25 protein-coding genes and 2 pseudogenes are annotated in these 23,437 nt (G+C 60.5%); 18 read left to right on the top strand and 9 right to left on the bottom strand.

The genetic code is table 11. The features are described 5' to 3' along the window. Positions 1-131: 131 nt before the first annotated feature. From RKP46_RS20235 to dnaA, 5 genes and pseudogenes are all read right to left on the bottom strand, one after another. Positions 132-308 (bottom strand): annotated as a pseudogene (locus RKP46_RS20235) (integrase arm-type DNA-binding domain-containing protein); the annotation flags it as partial. Positions 309-563: 255 nt separating this feature from the next. Continuing rightward, on the bottom strand, positions 564-1,172 hold the full coding sequence (locus RKP46_RS12555) for a riboflavin synthase (protein WP_311106955.1): 609 nt from the start codon (positions 1,170-1,172) through the stop codon (positions 564-566). 161 nt (positions 1,173-1,333) lie between these two features. Further along, the gene (gene gyrB / locus RKP46_RS12550) at positions 1,334-3,802 is read right to left on the bottom strand and encodes a DNA topoisomerase (ATP-hydrolyzing) subunit B (RefSeq protein WP_311106954.1); all 2,469 of its coding nucleotides are present in this window, start codon (positions 3,800-3,802) and stop codon (positions 1,334-1,336) included. 20 nt (positions 3,803-3,822) lie between these two features. After that, positions 3,823-4,935, bottom strand: coding sequence for a DNA polymerase III subunit beta (dnaN, locus tag RKP46_RS12545; RefSeq protein WP_311106953.1), 1,113 nt, complete (start codon positions 4,933-4,935; stop codon positions 3,823-3,825). A 207-nt stretch (positions 4,936-5,142) separates the two neighbouring features. Next, on the bottom strand, positions 5,143-6,534 hold the full coding sequence (gene dnaA, locus RKP46_RS12540) for a chromosomal replication initiator protein DnaA (protein WP_311106952.1): 1,392 nt from the start codon (positions 6,532-6,534) through the stop codon (positions 5,143-5,145). Positions 6,535-6,841: 307 nt separating this feature from the next. On the opposite strand from dnaA, the gene rpmH reads away from it, so the two are divergent. From rpmH to RKP46_RS12450, 18 genes and pseudogenes are all read left to right on the top strand, one after another. Further along, entirely contained in the window at positions 6,842-6,976 is a 135-nt protein-coding gene (rpmH, locus tag RKP46_RS12535) for a 50S ribosomal protein L34 (protein ID WP_169070315.1), read from the top strand. Then, entirely contained in the window at positions 6,973-7,371 is a 399-nt protein-coding gene (gene rnpA / locus RKP46_RS12530) for a ribonuclease P protein component (RefSeq protein WP_311106951.1), read from the top strand. The genes rpmH and rnpA overlap by 4 nt, the downstream gene beginning before the upstream one ends. A 4-nt stretch (positions 7,372-7,375) precedes the next feature. Next, positions 7,376-7,585: a membrane protein insertion efficiency factor YidD gene (yidD, locus tag RKP46_RS12525; RefSeq protein ID WP_311106950.1), complete on the top strand. Its 210-nt coding sequence runs from the start codon at positions 7,376-7,378 to the stop codon at positions 7,583-7,585. A 27-nt stretch (positions 7,586-7,612) separates the two neighbouring features. Further along, positions 7,613-9,301: a membrane protein insertase YidC gene (gene yidC, locus RKP46_RS12520; protein ID WP_311106949.1), complete on the top strand. Its 1,689-nt coding sequence runs from the start codon at positions 7,613-7,615 to the stop codon at positions 9,299-9,301. Further along, on the top strand, positions 9,267-10,652 hold the full coding sequence (mnmE, locus tag RKP46_RS12515; RefSeq protein ID WP_409194142.1) for a tRNA uridine-5-carboxymethylaminomethyl(34) synthesis GTPase MnmE: 1,386 nt from the start codon (positions 9,267-9,269) through the stop codon (positions 10,650-10,652). The genes yidC and mnmE overlap by 35 nt, the downstream gene beginning before the upstream one ends. A 357-nt stretch (positions 10,653-11,009) precedes the next feature. Then, positions 11,010-12,323, top strand: coding sequence for a tyrosine-type recombinase/integrase (locus RKP46_RS12510; RefSeq protein ID WP_311106948.1), 1,314 nt, complete (start codon positions 11,010-11,012; stop codon positions 12,321-12,323). A 131-nt stretch (positions 12,324-12,454) separates the two neighbouring features. Beyond that, a complete protein-coding gene (locus RKP46_RS12505) occupies positions 12,455-12,856 on the top strand; it encodes a hypothetical protein (RefSeq protein WP_311106947.1) in 402 nt (133 codons plus the stop codon). Between the two features lie 42 nt (positions 12,857-12,898). Beyond that, the gene (locus RKP46_RS12500) at positions 12,899-13,252 is read left to right on the top strand and encodes a hypothetical protein (RefSeq protein ID WP_311106946.1); all 354 of its coding nucleotides are present in this window, start codon (positions 12,899-12,901) and stop codon (positions 13,250-13,252) included. After that, on the top strand, positions 13,252-13,797 hold the full coding sequence (locus tag RKP46_RS12495) for a hypothetical protein (RefSeq protein ID WP_311106945.1): 546 nt from the start codon (positions 13,252-13,254) through the stop codon (positions 13,795-13,797). Before RKP46_RS12500 ends, RKP46_RS12495 begins: the two co-directional genes overlap by 1 nt. A gap of 92 nt (positions 13,798-13,889) precedes the next feature. Further along, positions 13,890-14,126 carry an AlpA family phage regulatory protein gene (locus RKP46_RS12490; RefSeq protein ID WP_311106944.1) on the top strand — a complete coding sequence of 79 codons (237 nt, stop codon included), beginning with the start codon at positions 13,890-13,892 and terminating at the stop codon, positions 14,124-14,126. 11 nt (positions 14,127-14,137) lie between these two features. Then, on the top strand, positions 14,138-14,314 hold the full coding sequence (locus tag RKP46_RS12485) for a hypothetical protein (RefSeq protein ID WP_311106943.1): 177 nt from the start codon (positions 14,138-14,140) through the stop codon (positions 14,312-14,314). After that, entirely contained in the window at positions 14,307-14,609 is a 303-nt protein-coding gene (locus RKP46_RS12480) for a hypothetical protein (RefSeq protein ID WP_311106942.1), read from the top strand. Before RKP46_RS12485 ends, RKP46_RS12480 begins: the two co-directional genes overlap by 8 nt. Further along, a pseudogene (locus tag RKP46_RS20230) lies at positions 14,515-15,054 on the top strand (bifunctional DNA primase/polymerase); the annotation flags it as partial. The gene RKP46_RS12480 and the pseudogene RKP46_RS20230, both read left to right, overlap by 95 nt. A 111-nt stretch (positions 15,055-15,165) precedes the next feature. Next, positions 15,166-17,118: a DUF927 domain-containing protein gene (locus RKP46_RS12470; RefSeq protein WP_409194143.1), complete on the top strand. Its 1,953-nt coding sequence runs from the start codon at positions 15,166-15,168 to the stop codon at positions 17,116-17,118. Further along, positions 17,115-17,798 carry a hypothetical protein gene (locus tag RKP46_RS12465; protein WP_311106941.1) on the top strand — a complete coding sequence of 228 codons (684 nt, stop codon included), beginning with the start codon at positions 17,115-17,117 and terminating at the stop codon, positions 17,796-17,798. Before RKP46_RS12470 ends, RKP46_RS12465 begins: the two co-directional genes overlap by 4 nt. Then, positions 17,779-18,096 (top strand): hypothetical protein, encoded by a 318-nt coding sequence (locus tag RKP46_RS12460; protein WP_311106940.1) that lies wholly within the window; start codon positions 17,779-17,781, stop codon positions 18,094-18,096. The genes RKP46_RS12465 and RKP46_RS12460 overlap by 20 nt, the downstream gene beginning before the upstream one ends. Next, positions 18,093-18,611, top strand: a complete 519-nt coding sequence (locus tag RKP46_RS12455) for a hypothetical protein (protein ID WP_311106939.1) — start codon at positions 18,093-18,095, stop codon at positions 18,609-18,611. The genes RKP46_RS12460 and RKP46_RS12455 overlap by 4 nt, the downstream gene beginning before the upstream one ends. Then, positions 18,608-18,799, top strand: coding sequence for a hypothetical protein (locus RKP46_RS12450; RefSeq protein ID WP_311106938.1), 192 nt, complete (start codon positions 18,608-18,610; stop codon positions 18,797-18,799). Before RKP46_RS12455 ends, RKP46_RS12450 begins: the two co-directional genes overlap by 4 nt. Before the next feature lie 351 nt (positions 18,800-19,150). Here the strand turns inward: RKP46_RS12450 and RKP46_RS12445 are convergent, their stop codons facing one another. The 4 genes from RKP46_RS12445 to RKP46_RS12430 form a co-directional block, all read right to left on the bottom strand. Beyond that, on the bottom strand, positions 19,151-19,492 hold the full coding sequence (locus RKP46_RS12445) for a hypothetical protein (RefSeq protein ID WP_311106937.1): 342 nt from the start codon (positions 19,490-19,492) through the stop codon (positions 19,151-19,153). A gap of 169 nt (positions 19,493-19,661) precedes the next feature. After that, on the bottom strand, positions 19,662-20,834 hold the full coding sequence (locus RKP46_RS12440) for a hypothetical protein (protein ID WP_311106936.1): 1,173 nt from the start codon (positions 20,832-20,834) through the stop codon (positions 19,662-19,664). Between the two features lie 47 nt (positions 20,835-20,881). Continuing rightward, entirely contained in the window at positions 20,882-22,426 is a 1,545-nt protein-coding gene (locus RKP46_RS12435; protein WP_311106957.1) for an MBOAT family protein, read from the bottom strand. Positions 22,427-22,887: 461 nt separating this feature from the next. After that, positions 22,888-23,437: hypothetical protein (locus RKP46_RS12430; RefSeq protein WP_311106935.1), on the bottom strand; the 550-nt coding region annotated here is incomplete at its 5' end.

The raw sequence follows: 23,437 nt of genomic DNA, 5'->3' as shown, positions 1-23,437 counted from the left end.
TGGGACATCTTGATCCAACCGGCCTGCCCGGGATGAACATTCGTAGAAATCACCTTATCCTGCTGTCCGAATTTGCGGGGCCACCTCTCTTGCCGCCAGACTTTCGAGCGGCGTTCCTTCGTGGAGTCAAACTACGCGGTCGCCACTTTATCGAAGGTATTGCTGAGGCCGACCTGCTGACCGAGCTTTTCCAGCTTCTTTTTTTCCGACGGGTTGGCACCTTCCGCCAGTTTCGTTCGTACTGCCAAATGCTCTTTTCGGGCTTCATTCAATGTGACTTCGGGAAAGATTCCGAAGGTCATCGTGAACCGCTTTCCCCCAAAACGATAGTCGTATCGCCATGACTTCGTTCCGTGCGGGTAACGTAGGGATACAGGCCACGGTCATCGGCGAGCTTCTGCGGCTTGTCGGCTGGCGTTGCTTTTTCTGCGAGGCGCTTGGTTAGCATCTGACGGTATCGCAATGAGTGCCGTCAATAATACCGTCACCGATTCACATGATGCACAATATCCAGCGGTGTCCAGTTGTGTAATAACTCACTTTATTTCAATTGCTTTAATTAGCTATTTGACACTATCCGAAACGCCGAGCAGCCGTTCGCAATAGCGCGCAATCAGATCGATTTCGAGATTGACCCGGTCACCGACCTGTAGAAAGCCGAGCGTCGTTGCCTGCAGCGTGTGCGGGATGAGATTGATCGAAAACACCGCGCCGTCGACGGTGTTGGTCGTCAGACTGACGCCGCTTACGGTGACTGACCCCTTGCGCGCGATGTAGCGGGCCAGCGCTTCCGGCGCGCGTATCGTGAGCAGCCGGTTGTCGCCCACTGCGTCGAAAGCGAGGACTTCGCCGACCCCATCGACATGACCGGAAACCAGATGGCCACCGAGACGGTCGGCCAAGCGCAGCGCCTTTTCCAGATTGACCGGGCCGGGTGCGGCCAAACCGACCGTACATGCGAGCGACTCGGGCGATACATCGACGAAGAAGAACGCGTCTTGCCTGTCCACAACGGTCAGGCAGACGCCGCTGCACGCGATCGAATCGCCCAAAGCGACATCGTCGAGCGCAAGCTGGCGCGCATCGATCTTCAGGCGAACGGTTCCCGCACCATCACCACGCGGTGTGATGTCGACAATCTGGCCAATTGCAGCAACGATTCCGGAAAACATGATCCTTATCCATCCAGAGGAGGGTGGGAAAAGCGGCCGATTCCAGCATTGCATTGCGCAGGTTCCACCAGGCGCCGGTCGTGCCGATCGCTCGAACAGCGTGGCACGCTAACGCGCAAGGCTTCGCCCAAGGAATCGACCGCCGGGCGCGCGCCGGACGATCAGACGTCGATGTTGCGCGCCGCCAAGGCGTTCGATTCGATGAAGTTGCGTCGCGGTTCGACGAGTTCGCCCATCAGGGTGCTGAACGTCTCGTCGGCGCCGATTGCGTCCTCGATCTGTACCTTGAGCAGGCGGCGGACCTTCGGGTCCATCGTCGTTTCCCACAGTTGTTCGGGATTCATCTCGCCCAGCCCCTTGTAGCGCTGCTTGCTGATGCTTCGTTCAACATCGCTCAGCAGCCACTGCATCGTCTCGGCGAAGCTGCTGACCGGCTGCTTCCGTTCTCCGCGCACGACGACGCCGCCGGGACCGAAAAGCCCGGCGAGGAGCTCGGCCGTCTTGCGCAGTTGCGCGTAGTCGCCGCTGACCAGCAGGTCCTCATCGATCACGCCGAGCTTCAGATTGCCGTGCAGCACTTTTTCGAGGCGCAACTGCCAGCGCTCCTTGGCGGTGTCGTAGCGCGTCCCGATGGTGATTCCCAGCTTGCTGCCGACGGCGTTCATCAGTGCTTCGGCGCTTTTCGCCGCCGCTGTCTCGTCGCTCAGATCGAGGCTGAGATTCGCCTCGATCAAGGCATGCAGCACTTCCGGATTGATCAGGTGCGACAGGCGGTTGATCACAGCTTCGGCGAGCAGGTACTCGCGCGCCATTTCTTCCAGTGCTGTGCCGGCGATCTCGGGCGCTCCGGCGCGCGGTGTGAGCACCGAGCCGTCCAGCGCCAGGCTGAGCAGGAACTGCTTCAAGGCCTGATCGTCCTTGATGTAGCGCTCGGTCTTGCCGTGTTTGACCTTGTACAGCGGTGGCTGGGCGATGTAGATGTGGCCGCTTTCGACGAGCTCGGGCATCTGCCGATAGAAGAAGGTGAGCAGCAGTGTCCGGATATGCGCGCCATCGACGTCGGCGTCGGTCATGATGATCAGGCGGTGATAGCGCAGCTTTTCCGGCTTGTATTCGTCCTTGCCGATTCCGGTGCCGAGCGCGGTGATCAGCGTGGCGATTTCCTGCGACGAGATCAGTTTGTCGAAACGCGCTTTTTCGACGTTGAGAATCTTGCCCTTGAGCGGCAGAATGGCCTGAAAACGGCGATCACGCCCCTGTTTGGCCGAGCCGCCGGCAGAGTCTCCCTCGACCAGGTAGAGTTCGCAGAGCGCCGGGTCTTTCTCCTGACAATCGGCCAGCTTGCCGGGAAGTCCGACGCCGTCGAGCAGACCCTTGCGGCGAGTCATTTCGCGCGCCTTGCGCGCCGCATCGCGCGCGCGCGCAGCTTCGATGATCTTGCTCGTGATCACCTTGGCGTCGGCTGGCCTTTCCTGCAGGAACTCGCTTAGCTTGGCAGCGACGACTTCTTCGACGGCCGGCCGCGCTTCCGACGAAACCAGCTTCATCTTGGTCTGCGAGGCAAATTTCGGGTCGGGCATCTTGACCGACAGAACGCAGGCCAGGCCTTCGCGCATGTCGTCGCCGGTGATGTCGACCTTCGCCTTCTTGGCGATTTCGTTTTCCTCGATATGACGATTGATGACGCGCGTCATGGCCGCGCGCAAGCCGGTCATGTGCGTTCCGCCGTCGGCCTGCGGGATGTTGTTGGTGAAGCAGAGGACCTGTTCGACGTAGCTGTCGTTCCACTGCATGGCAACCTCGACGCTAATCGTTCCGTTGCTCCCCGGCGAGTCTCCCTTGGCGTGGAAAACGTTGGGATGGAGCACGGCCTTCGTCCGGTTGATGTATTCGACGAAACCCTTGACGCCACCCAGAAAAGCGAAATCCTCTTCCTTGCCCGTCCGCTGGTCCTGCAGACGAATCTTTACGCCATTGTTCAGGAAGGACAATTCGCGCAGGCGCTTGGCGATGATCTCGTAATGGAACTCGACCTGGCCGAAGATTTCCTCGTCCGCCATGAAGTGCAGCTCGGTTCCCCGCTTCTCGGTTTCGCCGACCACGCGGAGCGGCGAAACCTCGACCCCGCGCTCGATCTCGATCAGCCGATCGACGACGGCACCGCGCTGGAATTCGAGCAGATACTTCCGTCCATCGCGTCGGATGGTCAGGCGCAGCCACTTCGACAGGGCATTGACGCAGGACACGCCGACCCCGTGCAGTCCGCCGGAAACCTTGTACGAGTTCTGGTTGAACTTGCCGCCGGCATGAAGAACGCACATTACGATCTCGGCCGCCGAGCGTTTCGGCTCGTGCTTGTCGTCGAACTTGATGCCGGTCGGTATGCCGCGCCCGTTGTCGCTCACCGAAATCGAGTTGTCGGCGTGAATCGTGATGACGATGTCGTCGCAGTAGCCGGCCAACGCTTCGTCGATGGCGTTGTCCACCACTTCGAAGACCATGTGGTGCAGACCAGTGCCGTCCGAAGTATCGCCGATGTACATGCCCGGCCGCTTGCGCACCGCCTCCAGGCCTTCAAGCTGCTGGATGCTCTCCTCGTCATAGACGGGCTGCACGTTCTCTTCACTCATCGCCATTCCTTCACAAGCTCTCAGATGCGCATCGGCATTACGACGTACTTGAATCGCTCGTTACCGGAAACCGTCAGCAAAGCACTCGAGTTTGCGTCGTTGAAGCCCCACTGAACGGTCTCTGCATTCGTGTTGTTGAGCACGTCCAGCAGGTAGGTCACATTGAAACCGACATCGAGCGGCTCGCCATGGTAGTCGACTTCGATCTCCTCCTCGGCCTCTTCCTGCTCGGTATTGGCGGCGACGATCTGCAGGCTGCCTTCGTTCAGGATCAGCCGAACGCCGCGGAACTTCTCGCTGGTCAGAATCGCGGCGCGGATCATCGACTGAAGCAGCACGTTGCGATCGACGGCAACGACATTGCGCAGACTCGCCGGAATCACCCGTTGATAGTCCGGGAAACGACCATCGATCAGCTTGGAAACCAGATTCATCGACGCGAAGCTGAAACGGACCTGGTTCTCGAGCACGCTCACCTCGACCGGTTCGTCGTTATCGGCGAGCAGGCGGCTGAGCTCGATCACCGTCTTGCGCGGCAGGATCAGCTCGCGCCTTATATCGGCCGGCAGATCGGCGACGGACACGCTGGCAAACGCCAGCCGGTGACCGTCGGTGGCCACCGCGCGCAACTCGCCGTCCGCGACCATCAGGAGGAGGCCATTGAGATAGTAGCGCACGTCCTGATTGGCCATGGCGTACTGCGTCTGCGCCAAGAGCTGACGCAAGTCTCTCTGGGTCAGCCTGAGATCCTGGCTTGTACCCTCGGCCACGGACATGCAGGGGAAGTCTTCGGCAGGCAACGTCTGCAGGTTGAAGCGGCTCTTTCCGGCGCGCAACTGCAGGCGTCGGCTATCAAGGACCAGACTGATCTCGATGCCTTCCGGCAGCGAACGGAGAATGTCCTGCAGCTTGCGCGCCGCGACGGTCAAGGCTCCGTCCTCATCGCCGGCGACCGAGCTGCTTGAAGTGGTGAGCTGCATTTCGACGTCGGTTGCCAGAAGGGTCAGTACGTCGCCGCGTTTCTCAAGGAGCACGTTGGCCAGGATCGGCAGCGTATGGCGCCTTTCGACTATCCCGGAGACCGCTTGCAGAGGCGCCAGTAACGTTTCCCGCCGGGTTCTAACAAGAAGCATGTATCTAGATCCTATAATGACTATGGTCCGAGAAAACCTGTGAGTATCCGAATTACACCTTGAAATTCATATTCTTGCTGACATTCTGCCAAGTGTATGGGAAACGTATGAAGCTGTGGGCAAAAGCGGAAGATCTATCCACAGGCTGCCTTTCCGTGCTTTTTCCACAAAGCGTCCGACACCTATCCACCAGCTTCTACAGTGCTCTCAGGCCTTGAGGACCTGGAGCAGGACGTGCACATCGTGATTGAGCTCGTTGTCGCGGCTACGCAACTCGTCGATCGTGCGCACCGCGTGCAGTACCGTCGTGTGGTCACGTCCGCCGAAAGCGCTGCCGATCGCCGGGTAGCTCAGCGAAGTCAGTTGCTTGGCCAACCACATGGCGATCTGGCGCGGGCGAACGATCAGGCGCGTGCGCTTCTTCGAGAAGAGATCGCTCACCTTGATCTTGAAGTAATCCGCTACGGTCTTCTGGATATTTTCGACGGTGATCTGGCGATTGACCGAACCGATCACGTCTTTCAGCGCTTCCTTGGCCAGGTCGAGTCCGATCGCCTGCCCATGGAAAGCCGAGTAGGCGAGAACCTTCTTCAGTGCGCCCTCGAGTTCGCGTACGTTCGAACGTAGATGCTTGGCAATGAAGAAGGCGACCTCCTCGTCAAGCATGACGTTTTCCATCTCCGCCTTGTTCTTCAGGATGGCGACCCGCATCTCCGTCTCTGGAGGTTCGATCTGCACCGTCAATCCCCAGTCGAAGCGCGTGATCAGACGGTCCTCGAGCCCGGAGATGTTCTTCGGATAGGTGTCGCAGGTGATCACAATCTGCTTGCGAGACTCGATCAATGAATTGAAAACAAAGAAAAACTCTTCCTGTGTCCGGTTCTTTCCGTTGAAGAACTGGACATCGTCGAGGAGGAGTACGTCCAGCGAGCGATAGTAGCGTTTGAAAACGTCGAAGGACTTCTGCTGGTAGGCGCGGACGACATCCGAGTAGTAGTCTTCGGCATGCACGTAGCGGACGACCTTTTCCGGATAGCTGCCGACAATCTGGTTGCCGATCGCGTGTACCAGGTGCGTCTTGCCAAGACCGGCGCCGCCGTAGATGAACAAGGGGTTGTAAGTGGCTTCGCCCGGGCTGATGGCGACTTGCCGCGAAGCCGCGCGCGCCAGATCGTTGGCTTTGCCGACCACCAGGTTTTCGAAGGTAAACGAGGAAATCAGTCGGGTCTTTTCGTAGCTTGTGCGGTCCTTGTCCACCGGCGAAGGGGCCCGGCTGCGCACGTCGCCAGTGGCCGGGTCGGTCTTGCCGGCAGTTGCCGTCTCGCTGGTGGCCGTCGGCGCGGGCAGCGCCGCCCGTTCGCCGAGCGTCAGGCAAACGCTGACCGGGGTCGAAAAGTACTCGCTGCTCATCTCCTCGATGCGTGCCAGGTAGCGCTCTTTGACCCATTTGAGAATGAAGCCATTCGGCGCCAGCAGGCGGACCTGGTGTTCACGCTGATCCAGGCCATCGACGCGCAAAGGCTTGATCCACGTGTTGAACTGCTGAGGCGGAAGTTCCTGTGCGAACCGGCTCAAGCAGGAAGCCCAGAAGCTATTCATCGAGCATCATCGTGGATAGGCAGGGCGTGTGCGGGCAGCAGCAACCGGTCACAAGTCATCGTCTTTCCAACTGGTTATTTGCAGCGGTCATGTCGGCTTGAGGCGAGCGGCAAGGAGCTTGCCGGCCAGCGCGCAGGCCGGGCTTGGCGAAGTGGCGGGCCGACCTCCTTGCGCGGCGCAAGAGGCGCATTCTAACCTGTTGGCCGGAAGTTATCCACAGCAAGAAGAAAAATATAGCCTTGACAAAACATGCCCCAGAGCAGTCTAATCACGCGTTTTTTGTCGCTTTGACCGAGAAGGTTCAACCATGAAACGCACCTACCAGCCGTCGGTTGTCCGACGCAAGCGCACGCACGGCTTCCTAGTCCGAATGTCTACCCGTGGCGGTCGTGCCGTGATCAAGGCGCGTCGCGCCAAAGGTCGCCATCGCCTGGCCGTTTGAGCGGCCAGCCGACCGCCGCGAGCGACTCGGGCGCTCGCTCAGCCGCGTTCCCGAAGCGCTATCGCTTACTGAAAACGGATGACTACTCATCCGTTTTTGGTTTCAGGAGGGCGCTGAAGAGCCGGCATTTCCTGCTACATTACCGTCCGCACGCGGCGTCGGAGGAAGGCGGGGCACGCCTTGGTCTGGTGGTGGCAAAGCGCTTCTTGCGTCGTTCGGTCGATCGCAATCTGGTACGGCGCCTTGCCCGGGAAAGTTTCCGGCTTGTCCGCGCCCGGCTTTCGGCGTGCGACTTCGTTCTGCGCGTGGCTGCCAAGCCGGCGCGCCTCGAGCGGAGGGAGCTGGCACATGAGATCCGGGACTTGTTGGGCAGGATGACTACGGCGCGACGATAAGGCTGTGAAGACGCTACTCCTGGCGCTGATACGCCTTTACCGCTACGCGGTCAGCCCGTTGCTCGGGCCGCGCTGCCGCTTTGCGCCAAGCTGTTCGGAGTACGCAGCCGAGGCGGTCGAGAAGTACGGTGCCGGTCGGGGAGGATACCTGGCCGCCCGCCGGCTGCTCCGCTGTCATCCGTGGAATCCCGGGGGTTTCGACCCTGTACCCTGAAAAATCAATCGACTGACCTAGGCTTGCATGGATAATCGACGTCTGCTCCTGCTGCTCATCTTCACTTTCTCGCTGGTCATGCTGTGGGATGCGTGGCTGAAATTCAACCAGGCAAAGAACCCGACGGCTGCGCCGCCGGCTGTTTCGGCAGCGGCGCCGCAGCCTAGCGGCAGTCTGCACGCGCCGCCGGCGACCGCCCCCAGCGCGCCGGCAGCGAGCACGCTGCCCGCCACGCGACGGGGAGAAACGGTGACCGTGCGGACTGACCTCTTTGTCGCCGAAGTCGCCGCACAAGGGGGTGACCTCGTCCGCCTGGAGCTCAAGGACTATAAGGACAGCATCAGCAAGGAGAAGACGCTGTCGCTCTTTGGCGCGCAGCATCTCTACGTCGCGCAAAGCGGTCTGATCGGTGAAGGCCTGGCCAATCACAAGACGCTGTTCACCGTGCTGCCCGGCGACCGTGAAATGGCGGCTGAGGCGCAGACGCTGGAACTGAGGCTGGAGGCAAAGGAAGGCAACGGCCTGAAGGTGACGAAGACCTACACCTTTACCCGCGGCAGCTACCTGATCGGCGTTACGCACGAGTTGGAAAACTCGACCGACAAGGAAGTCGTAGCGCACGCCTACTACCAGTTGCAGCGGGATACCAAGGCGCCCGACGGCGAGAGCTCGATGGTGTCTACCTTTACCGGTCCGGCCGTCTATACCGACCAGGAGAAATTCCAGAAGCTGGCTTTTGACGACATCGTGAAGGGCAGCGCGAAGTTTGCCACGCGCGCCGACAATGGCTGGATAGCGATGGTGCAGCACTACTTCGTCGCCGCCTGGATACCGGACGTCGGTCAGCCGCGCGAGTTCTACGTGCGCAAGCTCGAGGGCGGGGTCAACATGCTGGTCACCGCCGGAGTCATCGTTCCGGTTCCGGTCGTCGCGCCCGGGGCCCGCCTGGCGTCTACGGTCTCTTTGTACGCGGGCCCGCAGATTCAGGCGACGCTCGAGCAATTGGCCAAGACGAAGGCGGAAGGCGGCATCGGCGCGCAGGGGCTGCCGCTGGTGGTCGATTACGGCTGGCTGACGATCGTTGCCGCGCCGATCTTCTGGTGTCTGGAAGCCATCTACAAGATCGTCGGCAACTGGGGCTGGGCAATCGTCCTGCTGACTGTCGCCATCAAGCTGCTCTTCTTCCCGCTGTCGGCGGCGAGCTACAAGTCGATGGCCAAGATGCGCACGGTTACGCCGCGCCTGATGGCGCTCAAGGAGCGCTACGGCGACGACCGTGCCAAGCTGAACCAGGAGATGATGGCGCTCTACAAGCGCGAGAAGATCAACCCGCTTGGTGGATGTCTGCCGATTGCCGTCCAGATTCCGGTCTTCATCGCTCTCTACTGGGCGCTGCTCGGAGCGGTCGAGATTCGCGATGCACCGTGGATATTGTGGATCACCGATCTCTCGGCGGCCGACCCGTACTACGTTCTGCCGGTCGTCATGATGGTTACCATGCTGGTGCAGACCAAGCTCAATCCGACGCCGCCTGACCCGATACAGGCCAAGGTGATGATGATGATGCCCTTCATCTTCGGCGTGATGTTCTTCTTCTTTCCGGCCGGTCTGGTCCTCTACTGGGTGGTCAACAACCTGCTGTCGATTGCCCAGCAATGGCAGATCACGCGAATGATCGAAGGTGGAACAAAGGCGGCCAACGACAGTAAGGCCTGAGCCCAGCCATCGTCCTGACCCGCCCGCGACGATTGCCGCGATCGCGACTCCGGCCGGGCGTGGTGGCATCGGCATCGTGCGTATCAGCGGCGGAGAACTTGGTGCGCTCGCCGCTGCCTTGAGCGGCAAGCAGCCGGCGCCACGCCGGGCGGTGGTTGCCGACTTCAAGGCGGCCGATGGCAGTGTCATCGACCGCGGCCTGCTTCTGCATTTTCCCGCACCGCACTCGTTTACCGGCGAGGATGTGCTCGAGTTGCACGCGCACGGCGGGCCGGTCGTCGTTCACATGCTGCTCGGCCGCTGCCTCGAACTGGGCGCGCGGATGGCCGAACCGGGCGAGTTTACCCGGCGCGCCTTCCTCAACGGCAAGATCGATCTGGCGCAGGCGGAAGCCGTCATCGACCTGATCGATGCCGAAACGCAGGCCGCTGCGCGTAGCGCGGTGCGTTCCTTGCAGGGCGAGTTCTCGCGCGAAATTCAGGGCTTGCTCGATGAGCTGATCGCCTTGCGGGTGCTTGTCGAAGCGACGCTCGACTTTCCCGACGAGGAGATCGACTTTCTCACGGCAGGCGACGCGCTTGGCCGGCTGGCACGCCTGGACGAGCGTTTGCGGCGGGTTTTTTCGCGTGCGCGGCAGGGGCGACTGTTGCGCGGCGGTTTGCAAGTGGTTCTCGCGGGCCAGCCGAACGTTGGCAAGTCCAGCCTGCTGAACCGCCTGGCGGGAGACGAACTGGCGATTGTCACGCCCCATCCGGGCACGACGCGCGACCTGGTGCGTGGTACGCTGCACGTCGAAGGAATTCCGCTGCACGTGATCGATACCGCCGGCCTGCGCGAAACGAGCGACCAGGTCGAGAAGATCGGCATCGAGCGGAGCTGGCGCGAACTCGAGCGGGCGGATGTCGTCGTCCATCTGGTCGACGCGAACTTTGGTGTCGGCGAGGAGGATCGGGCGATTGCCGATCGTCTGCCTGTCGGACCGGCACGCATCACGGTCGAAAACAAGATCGACCTGGCGCAACGCCCGGCGGCGCGAGGTGAGACGGGCTCAGGCGTGCTGATCGCCTTGTCGGCGAAGACCGGCGAAGGTATCGAGCTATTGCGCCATGAACTCCTCAATCTCGCCGGTTGGCAGCCAGCCGAGGGTGTGTTCACCGCGCGCGAACGCCACCTTTCAGCGCTGAACGAAACGGCCACCCATCTGGCCGAAGCCCGTGCGCTGAGCAATCGCCTCGAACTGTTTGCCGAAGAACTCCGCCTGGCGCAGTCGGCACTCGCCACGATCACCGGTGGGTTCAGTTCGGACGAGTTGCTGGGCGAGATTTTCAGCCGATTCTGCATTGGAAAATAGCGATGCTTCCGGCTTAGTCCGAAGCCTTCCGCAAAACGCCCCATAAGCCCGCGTAACTGAGGGATTTTTGTTCCGTTGGCGGCTTGCATGTTCCGCACAAATCCGCATAAAATTGTGCCCAATATTGGGCCCATGATGATTTTTCTGTGCCCATGATGGCGTGTGCCCACGACGAAATCAGCGTGAAAATAGCCTTTCCTTGCTTCGCTGGAATCTCTTTTGATGGGCAAATCAGGCGGGCGTAAATGTCGGCAAGCTCTACCAGACAAGGATTACCGGCGATTGTGCCCAAGGGTTTTAAGTGTGCCCATGATTCAGCGGCTTCATGGGCACAAATGAGGCGAGGGGGGTGAAATCATGGCGCTGACGGATACCAAGCTGCGGAATCTCAAGCCTGGCGAGAAGGCATATCAGGAAGCCGACGAGGGCGGGTTGTTCGTGGAAGTGATGCCCGGCGGGGCGAAGGTCTGGCGGCTGCGCTACCGGCTGGCCGGTAAGCAGGAAAAAGTGACGCTTGGCGACTACCCGGCCTATTCCCTTGCCGATGCCCGCGCTTGGCGGGACGACGGCAAGGCGCTGGCCGGGCGCGGTCTATCCCCGATGGCCCTGAAGCGCGGCGATGCGATCCCAGAGGATGCCGCGCCCACCGTAAAGGAAATGGCGCAAGCCTTCATCCGCAACTGGTGCATGAAGGCTGTTGAGCGGGCAAGGGCGAAAGAGGCCGAAGCCAAGGCCGCCGACACCGTGGAAGGCTTCGCCCTGCGCTGGTATGCGGAGATTGCGGAACCCGCGAACAGCAGCCCCCGCAACATCAAGCGCGTACTGGATAAGGACGTGATCCCGGCCATTGGCGGCAAGCAGATTGCCGACGTGACCGTGACGGACATTCTGGCGATTACCGACAAGATCAAGAATCGCGGGGCCGACCAGATGGCCCTGCAAACCCGCAACGTGCTGAAACGGCTGTTCGCCTATGCCATTGCGCGGGAGAAGACCCAATTCAACCCGGCGGCGGCAATCGAAGCCAAATTCATTGCCAGTGCCAGAAGCCGGGACGTGGCCCTATCGCCGGAGGAAGTGGGCAAGCTGCTACGGGCGATCTACCAATCCAGCATCAAGCGGGCCTACAAGCTGGCAATTCACTTGCTGATTCTGTGCATGGTGCGAAAATCCGAACTGATCGAAGCCAAGTGGGAAGAGCTAGACCTTGAAAAAGGCGAATGGGCGATCCCCGGCGAGCGCATGAAGAAAGACAAGCCGCACCTTGTCCATTTGTCCCTGCAGGCCGTAGCGATGTTCGAGGAATTGAAGGGGCTGGCCAGCGGGTCGGAGTGGGTATTCCCGAGCCGTGGCGACCTGCATCAACCGATTGCCCATAGCACATTGAATCAGGCGGTGCGTTCGCTGGAAATCGACGTGCGCGACTTCGTAATCCACGACTTCCGGCGCACGGCTTCAACGCACCTGCACGAGGCCGGCTTCAATAGCGACTGGATCGAGAAAGCGCTGGCCCATGAAACCAAGGGCATCCGGGGCGTCTATAACCGGGCGCAGTATGCCGACCAGCGGCGCGAAATGCTGCAATGGTGGGCCGACTTCGTGGATAGCCAGATTCAGGACGGGCGCGGCAAGGTCATCATCGGGCCTTTCGGCAAAGCGTATCGGGGATGAATACCAACTTGAATGCGACGGCCGCCAGGTCATCGTCTTTCCGTAGCCTGACGGTTTCAGGCAAAGCGGGCCGGTCGGTGTTCGCGCACCGCGCCGGCCCTGACCAAAACGCAACTGCAAGGAGTTACGAAATGGCTGACCAAGAGAATATCAAACCCCTGATCGAGCAGGATGAGCGCGACGCATTCAGTGAAGCATCCTTGGCACTCGGCAAAGCGTGGGGGCTTGCTCAAACAATGTGCGTTATGTTGGACGAACGCCCTGCCGACGTGATTATCGAAAGCGTCATGCGCATGATTCGCCAACTTGTCGGGGACGCCTACGGCAAGGTTCAGATCCGTGAAGGTGTTCAGATGGAAGTAGGCGCGCTACTGGATACCTGCGATCTGGTGATGGTGGACAGCCAAGAGGCGGTGTACAAGCCGGGCTCCCGCGCCATGTGGGCGCTTGAGGCAATACCAACCGTTATTCAATACGCCAAGGCTGCGGTCGACGCCGTGCCCCGGGGACTACCTCAACTGAAAGCCGCTTGATTCCGGCCGCCTTAGTGCGGTTATTTGACAGGAGGGGGCACCATGAAGGTCATGCCGGATGCCCCCAACTTCAATCAGCAGGCGGAACGGTGCGAGCGGATTCTGAAAATGGATGACGCCAAGGCCGCATGGCAAGTGTGCATGTGGCGGGCGGCTGCCGCGATGGATGACCGGGTTTCCCCGGCATCCGACATTGCCACGGTGACTGGCGACCAGTGCGGGCAGGAATACGAGGCGATGCTCGATGCTTCGACCGTCTCGCCGGAAACCCGCTACCGCTTGTATTCGGAACGCATGAAGGCAACGAAGGAACTGCCGATCAAACTGGTATTGATGCAGCGGGCCGAAGCAAACCGGCGGCAGCAGGCAACGCCAGCAAGGAAGGAGGTGCGGTAATGGGCTTTACGCTTTTTCAGCATGTCGCATTGATAGCGCACCGAGCGGAAACACAGTGGCCGCCTACCTACCCCCGCCGGGGAACACTTCTGACCCCAAGTGATGACCCGACTATTCCGCGCGAAGCCTGGGGTGCGGATGAATGGAAGGCATACGCGCTGTTCCTTGAGGAAGCGGGCAGCAAGATGGCAGAACGCTTGCAACGTGCCCAAAGCGATTTGCGCGATGTGCGAATGAAACTGACCCGGCGGCGAAAGGCTGGGGCCCCCCATTCGACTTTCACAACGCTGCTCGCATGCGAACCGGCACAACCCAAAAAGCGCGGGCGCAAGCCGGCCGAGCATACGCGCCGCCTAGCAGAATCTGCCTTAGCGATTCGAAGCGAGGCCGCAACAAAAGGGCTGAAACTCACAGACAGGAAGGCGCTTGAAGAAGCCTTTGCTGCCGTCGGACAACGCAAGACGCGGGCGAATGGAAATGCCGCACGGCACATTCTGAACACTATGAGCAAATTGCGCGGGCGTCATGCCAATTCGATAAGTTGAGGTTTTTGAAATGCCGTGATTTGGGCGGTTACACAGTGCATGTCGCGCCCCGGGTGTTCCGGGGCGGTTCTCCTTCATCCGAGGTAAGCGACATGACCGCACAAATCCAAAACGCGCTGACGATTCTACGGCGCAAGCAGGTTGAAGCCCGCACTGGGCTTTCCCGTTCGACCATCTACGCGAAGCTGCGGCGTAATCCAAAGCGCCCCAGCGACTACGACCCCACCTTCCCAAAGCCGGTAGCCGTCGGTGCAAAGGCCGTCGGCTGGATCGAGGCCGAAGTCGAGGCATGGCTGGCCGCCCAAATCCTGAAAAGCCGCAAGGCATAAGGGGGTGGGCCATGACCAAAAAAGCGAAGGGCCGCAACCGCTGGCACGGTGCGACCCAAAAGGCATTCTGCGCCGACAATCATAGCATTCGCATTGATGCCGCTATCGTGCGGCTGGCCGTGTGGGGCGTGCGGTCCGCGAAGCTGGCCGACTGGCTGATCCATCGCGGAGGGCCGGGCCATGCATAACGGCGAAAAAATCCTGTTCCTGACACCGGCCGCCCCCGGCTTCTATGTTCTGAACCCCTGCCTCGATGAAGCCGGCGCGGTCTGCGAGGCATCGCGGGAACCCGTAGTGGCCTGGGCAGTGGATGCGCTGGGCAGCACCATCCCGGTAACGCCGCATGAAGTCCTGAGCGGCGACGACGATCACGCCATCCTCTGCCCGGATGGTGAGGTGCGATCCTATGACGGCGCATGGGAGAGTGTGGCCGACTGGCTGGAAGAACAGAAAGCGAAGGTGCAGCATGACAAACTTCGCTGATCTGGCCGCGCCCCTGCTGGCGCAAGGCATCCCCGTTTTTCCCTGCTGGGAGAAGCCCAACGGGGCGATTCAATCGAACGGCAAGCCGAAGCACCCCAACGGAAAGAATCCGCGCACCCGAAACGGATTCAAGGACGCGACCACGGATGCAGGGCAGGTTGCCGCCTGGGCCGCGCAATGGCCGGATGCGCTGGTGGGCGTACCGACGGGCAAGGCTTCCGGCCTGTTCGTGCTGGACGTGGATGTGAAGAACGGCAAGGACGGATTCGCCACGTTGCAGGCGACGGGCTGGAATCTCCCGGCAACCCGCACGCATCGCACGAAGAACGGCGGCGGGGCGCACTACCTGTTCCGCACCCCGGATGGAACGCCGTTGAAATCCTCGGCGGGCAACCTGGGCGACGGGCTGGATACGCGGGGTGATGGCGGCTATATCGTCTGGTGGCCTGCCCACGGTGGCGACGTGGAACACCCGGACATGCGGGCCGATGTGCCGGCCTGGCTGCTGGATGCGTTGCAATCGGAACCCGCCCCCGACCGCAAGGCGCAAGCCGTGGTGGCCGACGGCGAGGGCATCACCGAAGGCGGGCGCAATGACACCCTGTTCCGCCTGGCTGCGTCCCTGCGCGGCAAGGGGCTGACGGTGGATGCCATCGAGGCGGCGCTGCAAATCGAGAACGAAGCGAAGTGCTGCCCGCCCCTGTTGGCGGATGAAGTGCGCACCATCGCCAAAAGCACCGGGCGCTATGTGGAAGGCGAGACCGGCGGTGAACGCTGCGCCTATGGCAACGGCGAGTTTGAAGTCTCGCCCGCTGGCGTGGCCTTCATCGGCACCGACAAGCACGGCGAACGCTTGCCCGCCCTCTGGATTTGTTCCGCCTTGCAGGTGCGAGCCATGACTCGCGATGCCAAGTCGGGCGAGTGGGGCCGGTTGCTGGAATGGCGCGACAAGGACAACGTGCGCCATCAGTGGGCGATGCCGCTGGAACTGCTGCAAGGCGACGGGGTGGATGTGCGGCGCGAACTGGCACGGCTGGGGCTGACCATCTCCACCAACAAGAACGGCCGCGACATGCTGGCGTCCTTCCTGCAAGTCTGGCCGGTAGAGAATCGCGCGCGGTGCGTGGAACGGCTGGGCTGGCATGGTGGCGTATTCGTGACTCCGGCGGAATCCATCGGGCAGGACGGGGAAATCGTGGTGTTCCAGAATGCCCACGCCATTGAACCGGCTTACTCGGTGGCGGGCACCGTCGAGGAATGGCGCGATACCGTGGGCCGACTGGCCGCCGGTAATTCGCGCCTGGTGTTCGCCCTGTCCGTGGCATTCGCGGGCGCATTGGCCGACGTGGTGGGCGAGGATTCCGGGGGCTTCCACTTTCGCGGCGCGTCATCGTCGGGCAAGACCACGGCCCTGAAGGTGGCGGCATCGGTATGGGGTCATCCAAACACCTACCCCCGCCTGTGGCGAGCGACGGCGAACGGGCTGGAAGGGTTGGCCGCGCTGCATAACGATGGCCTGCTGATTCTGGACGAACTCTCGCAAATCAACCCCAAGGAAGCCGGCGAAGCCGCCTACATGCTGGCGAATGGGCAAGGCAAGGCGCGGGCATCCCGTACCGGCGCGGCCCGGCAATCGGCACGCTGGCGGTTGCTGTTCCTGTCGGCGGGCGAGGAATCGCTGTCTGCCTTGATGGCGCGGGCCGGGCGGAAGGTGAATGCCGGGCAGGAAATCCGCCTAGCTGACCTGGACGCGGATGCAGGCGCGGGCATGGGGGCATTCGAGGTGCTGCACGATCAACCGACCCCGGCGGCGCTGGCGCTGGCCTTGAAGGATGCCGCGACCCGATACCACGGCGCGGTGGGGTTGGCCTGGCTGCGCTGCATCGTGGCCGACCGCGCCAAGCTGGCCGACTTCATCGCGGCAGGCATCAAGCGGTTCGTCGCGGCCGTTGCGCCCAAGGATGCCGCCGGGCAAGTGCTGCGGGTGGCGCGGCGCTTCGGCCTGGTGGCGATGGCCGGGGAACTTGCCAGCGGCTGCGATCTGGTGGGGCCGGGCTATGGCCTGACCGGTTGGGCCGAAGGCGAGGCGACCACGGCGGCGCGGAAATGTTTTACCGCCTGGCTGGACGGCTTTGGCGGCATCGGCAACCGTGAGGAACGCGCCATGCTCTCCCAAGTCCGCGCCTTCTTCGAAGCGCACGGGGCAAGTCGCTTCGCGCTGCTGGATGACACATTCCCCAATGACCGGCCTATCGTCAATCGGGCCGGATTCGTGCGCCCGACTGCCGACGGCGGGCGGGAGTTCCTGGTGCTGCCCGAAATATTCCGGCGCGAGGTGTGCGCGAGACACGACCCGAAGGCGGCAATGCGGGCGCTGATTGAGGCCGGATGGATCATTCCTGCCGATGGCGGGAGCGGCGGACATATCACGCAAAGATTGCGCGTCCCCGGCCTTGGGCTGACGCGCTGCTACGTTTTCAGCGGGTGCATGTGGGAGGGCGACGAGTGAAAGCAAGTCCTATCCAAAAACAGCGGGAACAATCGGGAACACCGGGAACAGCCAGTATCCATGAGGGTTTCCGTGTTCCCGATACCGTGCCACCCATCGGGAACAACCGGGAACAGACGGAAACAAGCGATTTACTGCGCGTTGAGTTGCTGGCGTCCTACGCGCATGAAATCGCCCATTCCGCCGTCGCCCTGCACTACGGCTGCGAGGTTGTGGTGGAAATCAGCTATGACCCGGCAACGCGTTACTTCGATGGCGTTTGCTATTGTCGGCACCCGGACGGCGAACTGCCCCCGGAAGCGGCGCGGGCAATCGCCCTGGCCGGGATTGTGGGCGAAGCCGCCTACTGGCTGGGCTGGGATAACCCAAGGCTGACGCCTGACCGGCTGGCCGACTCAATACGGGCGGGCCGCGTGACTGTCTCCCCCGGCGATCTGCGGATGGCGGCCGGCTGGCTACCGGATGACATGGCGCGGGCCTTCGGGATCGTGCGCAATGCCTGGGTGTGGATTGTCGGGGAAGTGGAAGAACGCGCCCGGCAGTATCACGGCAGGCTGTTTGTTCCCGCTGTTCCCGATGCACCAAAAACCATCGGGAACGTGGAAAGCCTTGCGCCACAAGGGATGCCGCTTGTTCCCGCTGTTCCCGATGAAAAAAAGGATGAACCGCAAAATGACTGACGGAACCCGCACCTATGGCGGAAAAGAAGCGCCCGAATGCGAACCCCCAAGCGGGAAAGTGCTTGCCCTTACCTCCCTACCCAAGATCGACCTGCGGGACGCGCACGCCATCCGGCGTGAACTCGGCAGCGTCTATCGAGATATGCGAGCAGGGCGCATTCAAAGCCAAGACGGCACCCGGCTTGCGTATGTGCTGGACATGATCCGCAAAGCCTACGAAACGGCGGTGCTGGCCGAACGGCTGGAACTGCTGGAACGTACCATCAACCTACCCCCGACGAAAGGAACCAAACGATGAGCAGCCATCACGACCGACTGACCAAGACTTACCGTGGCCTGACTGCCGACCAACTGGCGGCGCTGGCCTTCCACTACATCTGCGAAGGCAACGCGCTGGAATTCAAGCGCCTGGGCGATGCCGTGCCACGGAAGGATTACAACTGCCCCGACGTGGCCTATCAGGCGCGGCTGGATGGCTTCACGCGGTTTGCTGCGTATTGGGCCATTGAGCATTGGCGGCTGCGCACCCGCAAAGCGGAAATGCTGGGCGCGGCGCTGGCCGCCATTCGGCGCGGGGAGGACTTCGAGAAAACCGACGATCTGCTTTACGCCCATGAACAGGCGGAAAGTTGCTTGCTGGCCCTGGACGCTTCCCTGCTGGCGATCTGCGCCGAGCATGGACTTGATGCTGACGACGTGCGCCGGATGGCTGGGGCGGAAGCATTCAAGCCCATGCGGGAGGGCATGACACCGGATGCCGACTACCTGGCCGAGATGCGGGCGGGCCTTGCCCAGCTTGCGGGAGCGGGATGACGCAAACCAAACCCGGCGAATACATGGCCGCTTCCGTCGAGGAAGTGGCCGCCTGGATTTCTGCAATGGAGGGCCGGGAAGTGACCGCCCATGAAGTGCGGCGTATCGAGGCGCAAGCACTGCGGAAGCTGCGGATGGAGTTTTCCCGGCGGGGATTGTCGCCGGCTGTTCTGCTGCCGGAACGGTGAAAGGCGGGGCGGCGATGGGGCAAAATAGGGGCATGACTTCAAAAAGTGTGCCCTAGAATGTGCCCATGTTCGGCACCGGCTTTTCCACAATCGAGCAACGGCGCGGCTTTGCGCTGATCCACGAGCTTCTGCATTGAAACCGGCCTCCGTCAGTATCCAGATAGATCTGTGGGCATTCATGAACAGGAATCAATAAATCATCCAGGTGCGCATAGTAGTGTTCTCTGGCTGCTGTTAATGGCGGTGAGAAACCGCGGCAATCTGGCGCAGAAAAGCGCAGGTCAGCATGGCTGTAAGCGCGGAACTGCCGCGCTTACAGCCATGCTCCAGCGTACCCGTCCCTCCGCCGCGTCAAGGGGTTGCTGCGCCGGGCTGGCGCCCGCCCTTGACCCGGCTCCGGGCCGGCAATTTTCGTGCCCGAATTTTCGGCCGCGCCAGATTTCGGCGGTTTTTGGCCGCCATTGACAGCTGCAGCAATCGGCGCATCATTGTGCCCAAAAGCGTGTAGCGGTCGACAGCGTCGCAAGCTGACCGGTGGATGAACTCGGTCTTGACGAAGTCACGCAGCCCGGCGTTGCTCGTTTGCGCGCATCGTCCACTTCTCTCAAGCAGGGCATCAGCCTTGTCGCCTTCGTCACCATCGTTTCGGGCGCCCAGAAGACGAGAGTGAACCTGAGTTTCCGGGGGTTGCAAGGTGTTTCCATAATTCCATGCAATCTGACAAAAATCTTCCCTCTGTCATGGCAAGAGGAGGTATGTCATCCGAGTGCGCGGGCCCTGAGTTTCTACAGGGGTTTGTCTACGCAGTCCATCAGACCATTCAACGAGAGGGAATCCCGCAGATGACCCGCCCACCTCTTCGCTAATTTCGCAGCGTGTGTGCGAAGAGGTCGTCAACCTCTCGGACCAGCGGTGAGGAGGAACTGAGAAGGGCTTGAACGCGATGGCGATCTTCGGCCAACCAGCTTTCAATATTCCCATTGTCCAGTTTGACCCCGAAGTTGTTTTGTTCGCCCAGCAGGCGGTCTATCACCAAGTCGCCAAGTTTCTTCTTGAAATGGCCCGCTTCCCAGTAATAAGTGAGATGGGCTTTTCTGTCACCTCTTACAGGGATGGCTTCGAGGGTTTCAGGTCCTACTCCGCTGAAATCCCAAACTTCAACCCTGCCGCCTCGATCAGTGCTCGTCTCTGCGAGGCGAACCACCATTCGCTTCCAGTCAGCAAACAATTGGCCCATTCCAAGGCGCTCGATTATCAGGCGAATCTGCGCATGGTAGGGGTAGATGATTATGTACGTTGTGCTACCGCCCTGGACTGCCTGGGTGAGAATCGCAGCGAGCAAAGCTTCGTCGTCAGAGACCCCTCCGTTTTCTGGTCTGAGCTGAAAGGGCTTGCGCGTCCATCTGCGCAGGTTCTCCTCTGCGCGCTGGCGAAAAAGAGTGTAATGGCCGCTTTGCTCCACTTCCGGGATGTAGTTGAACAATGGGTTGAATCCTCGGTCGGTTGAGGTGGCTGGATGGCGGGATCGCTGAAGGAATAGTGTGGCCAGTGAGTCGCGGAGGCCGGTGATGGAGAAGACAGACTCGGCAAAAAAAGCGGCGTCAAGCTGTGGCGCTGGGTGAGTCTTGAGTGTCGGAAGCGTTTGCGGCTCGGATCCGCCCAGGAAATCAAAGAATTCAACCCCGAGAAACACTGTCTTCGGGAAGCATTTGGCGTTTTTGAGCCAGATGATCTGTTGCAAGGAGGTACTTGAACTAGTGCCGGGAATGGCGTGATTGAATGCGGTCATCCCATGGTTTGCGAAGATGGGACTTTCCGGGTCAAAGCCGATTTCTGCGCGGGAATTGCCGAAAATGCCGGCATTCGGGCACAAGCGGTATGCCTTCTGATAACGAGCAAGTTCTCGGTGATGATCGAGGTATGGTTTGATGGCATTGATGTGTGCAATGCGGGGCGAGCCAAATACGCCAAGTGGGTCAACAAGAACATTGAACAAGCCAACGGCCGCAATTGTGATTACGAGGCTCGTGAGCATCCACCGCAAGTAGCTTGCCCAGGCCCATGGTGATGATTGTGTGCGCATCAGAATTGGAAGTAGAGGAATTCTGTCGGGCGGCTCAGGGCAAGCATTCCAAACGCAAACAACAGCCCTATGGCAACAGCATTGCGTCGCTGCGGCGTCCAAGAGATGGGTGGTGGAGGACGCAATCTGGCGCGGCCTTCTTCGGGCAGAGCGGGTTCAAAACGCCCCATGATTTCTTGAGTGTTCGGGGCAAGAAAGGCAATCAGACTACCGAAGGCAATCCAGGCCCAGGTTTCAACGAAAATTGCACCGCCACCCAGGTAGCTGCGAATACCAAGAGCTTCGATAAGCGCCCTGAATGGTCCGAGACCTGACAGGATAGGCTCTGGCAGTGCAGCGCCAAAAGCTCCGAGCATACCGGCAACCAGGCGATTTGCTGTGGCGAGGTCAGGGGCGCGGAAATAGACCCAGGCAAAGACAACACAGAGGAAGGTAAGGGCAACGCCAAGAAATCGGCCAAGTCGTGGGGGCAAACGGAAAGGCGTTCGTTGACAGAGATTTTGCCAAAGCTGATTGATCACCAGGAAGCCCCCGTGCAGGCCCCCCCATATGACGAAGTTCCATCCAGCGCCATGCCAGAGACCACCCAGTAGCATCGTGGTAATCAGGTTTGTTTGACGACGAAATGTACCGTGACGATTGCCTCCCAGCGGAATATAGAGATAGTCGCGCAGGAAGCGCGAAAGCGTCATATGCCAACGCCGCCAGAATTCAGCGATATTGTGAGCCTTGTAGGGCGAACTGAAATTGAGGGGCAACCGGACGCCAAATATTCGAGACAGACCGATTGCCATATCTGAATAGCCGGAGAAGTCGAAGTAAAGTTGGAAGGCGTACGCCAATGCGCCACCCCAGGCAAAAAAGAACGTTGGCGGGTCGGCTCCAGGAACAAAAGCTGTCGCAGCATAGCCCGCAAGATTGTCGGCAATCAACACTTTCTTGGCCAGGCCAATGGCGAAAATGGTTAGCCCGATAGCGAAGTTTGCTGCGTCGGGTCGATAATTGCGATCCTCGTCGAATTGCGGCATCATTTCCTTATGGTGCAGCACCGGACCTGCGATCAGGTGAGGAAAGTAGGTGACGAACAGGATGTAGTAGATGAAGCGGTATTCGGTGACCTTACCGGCATAGGCGTCGGCTAGAAAGGCGATCTGGGTAAAGGTAAAGAAAGAGATACCGATAGGGAGAATGATGCCAAGTATCGGCCAGTCGGTGCCCAGAACGGCATTGGCAGAGGAGAGAAAGAAGTCTGCGTACTTGTAGTAGGCAAGTAGCAGCAGGTTGGCTGTAATGGCCATGCCCAGTGCGAGGCGACCTTTGGCGCTGGCCGAATTCCGGGCGATGAAGCTGCCGGCGAGATAGTTCGCGCAGATGGAAGCCATCAGCAATGCCAGGTAGCGATAGTCCCACCAAGCGTAGAAAAAGAGAGAGCACGCTGCCAACCAGCCGGCTCCGGCTGCCTTGCCCAAGCGTGCAGCGAGGAAAAATCCGAGGACGGTAAGCGGCAGGAAGAGGAAGAGGAACGAGTAAGAATTAAAAAGCACAAGGCACCAAATGATCAAGAAGTGCTATGGAAACAGGGCGGCTACCGTACCGAAATCAGGAAAGGACGCCGTGATAGTCTGCATTTCTGGAAATGGGCATCACCGGAGACGCGGGAGATCTCGCGTGGGATAGGTTGCAGACATTCGTTCGGGATTGGCAGCGGCGAGTGATCGGCGGCACTTGGTCGACAGTTGCCGAGAGTGCGCCAACTGGGACCGTCGAGAGCTTCTGGTCGTTTCCCACATGGTGATATAGCATAGGCTCCCACTTGGCCCCCAGGGGCAAAAAGTGAATCCTGGAGAAATCCCGCCGCTTCAGGATCTCTCGCTGTGCGTCAGGCATCGAGTCCTTGCCACAGGGGGCATGGGTGAGTGATTTGCCGTGAGTCATCGCCCTTGAGCTGCTCTTCCGGGGCGATCTGATTTTCCGGGCAATCGGTCATTGCGCGTCCCCGTCTTCGTTACGGCTTGTCCAATCGACGATTGATATCGCGACACACGACATCAGCTGGCAGGACGATATCTTTGGTCGGCCGGCTGATGATTTTCTCGTGACGGAGAGCGGGAAACAGGGACAGGTGAGGCACGCAAGACCTGCAGGGTGTTCGCCGCTGTGTGCCGTTGCGGTCGCTGCTGAACTTGTCAGAGAAAGAAATTGCCTTCAAGTCATCCGCATTGCAGTTGTCGCGCAGCAGCTTGCGCTTTTTCGGAGCAGTTGCACTGGCTCGGCGAAACGCAACGGCAAGACAGGCGGTGCTAAGCGGGCGGCGAAGCCCGTGGCAGCCGTTCACTTCGGCCAGTCGCCAGGGAGCAGGTCCAACGGAGCGCGAACAGGCGGCCACGCTGGTAAAGGCAGGGTGGTGATAACGGTCTTGTTGGCGCCGTCCGGACACCCCGGCGGACACATCTACCGACACCGCATCCCAAAAATCAACATAACTTACTGATCTGTATAATATATGGAGCGGGTGAAGGGAATCGAACCCTCGTATGCAGCTTGGGAAGCTGCCG

The organism is Accumulibacter sp., from assembly GCF_031732815.1.
Lineage (GTDB): Bacteria > Pseudomonadota > Gammaproteobacteria > Burkholderiales > Rhodocyclaceae > Accumulibacter.
This window is presented reverse-complemented; position numbering and strand designations above follow the sequence as displayed.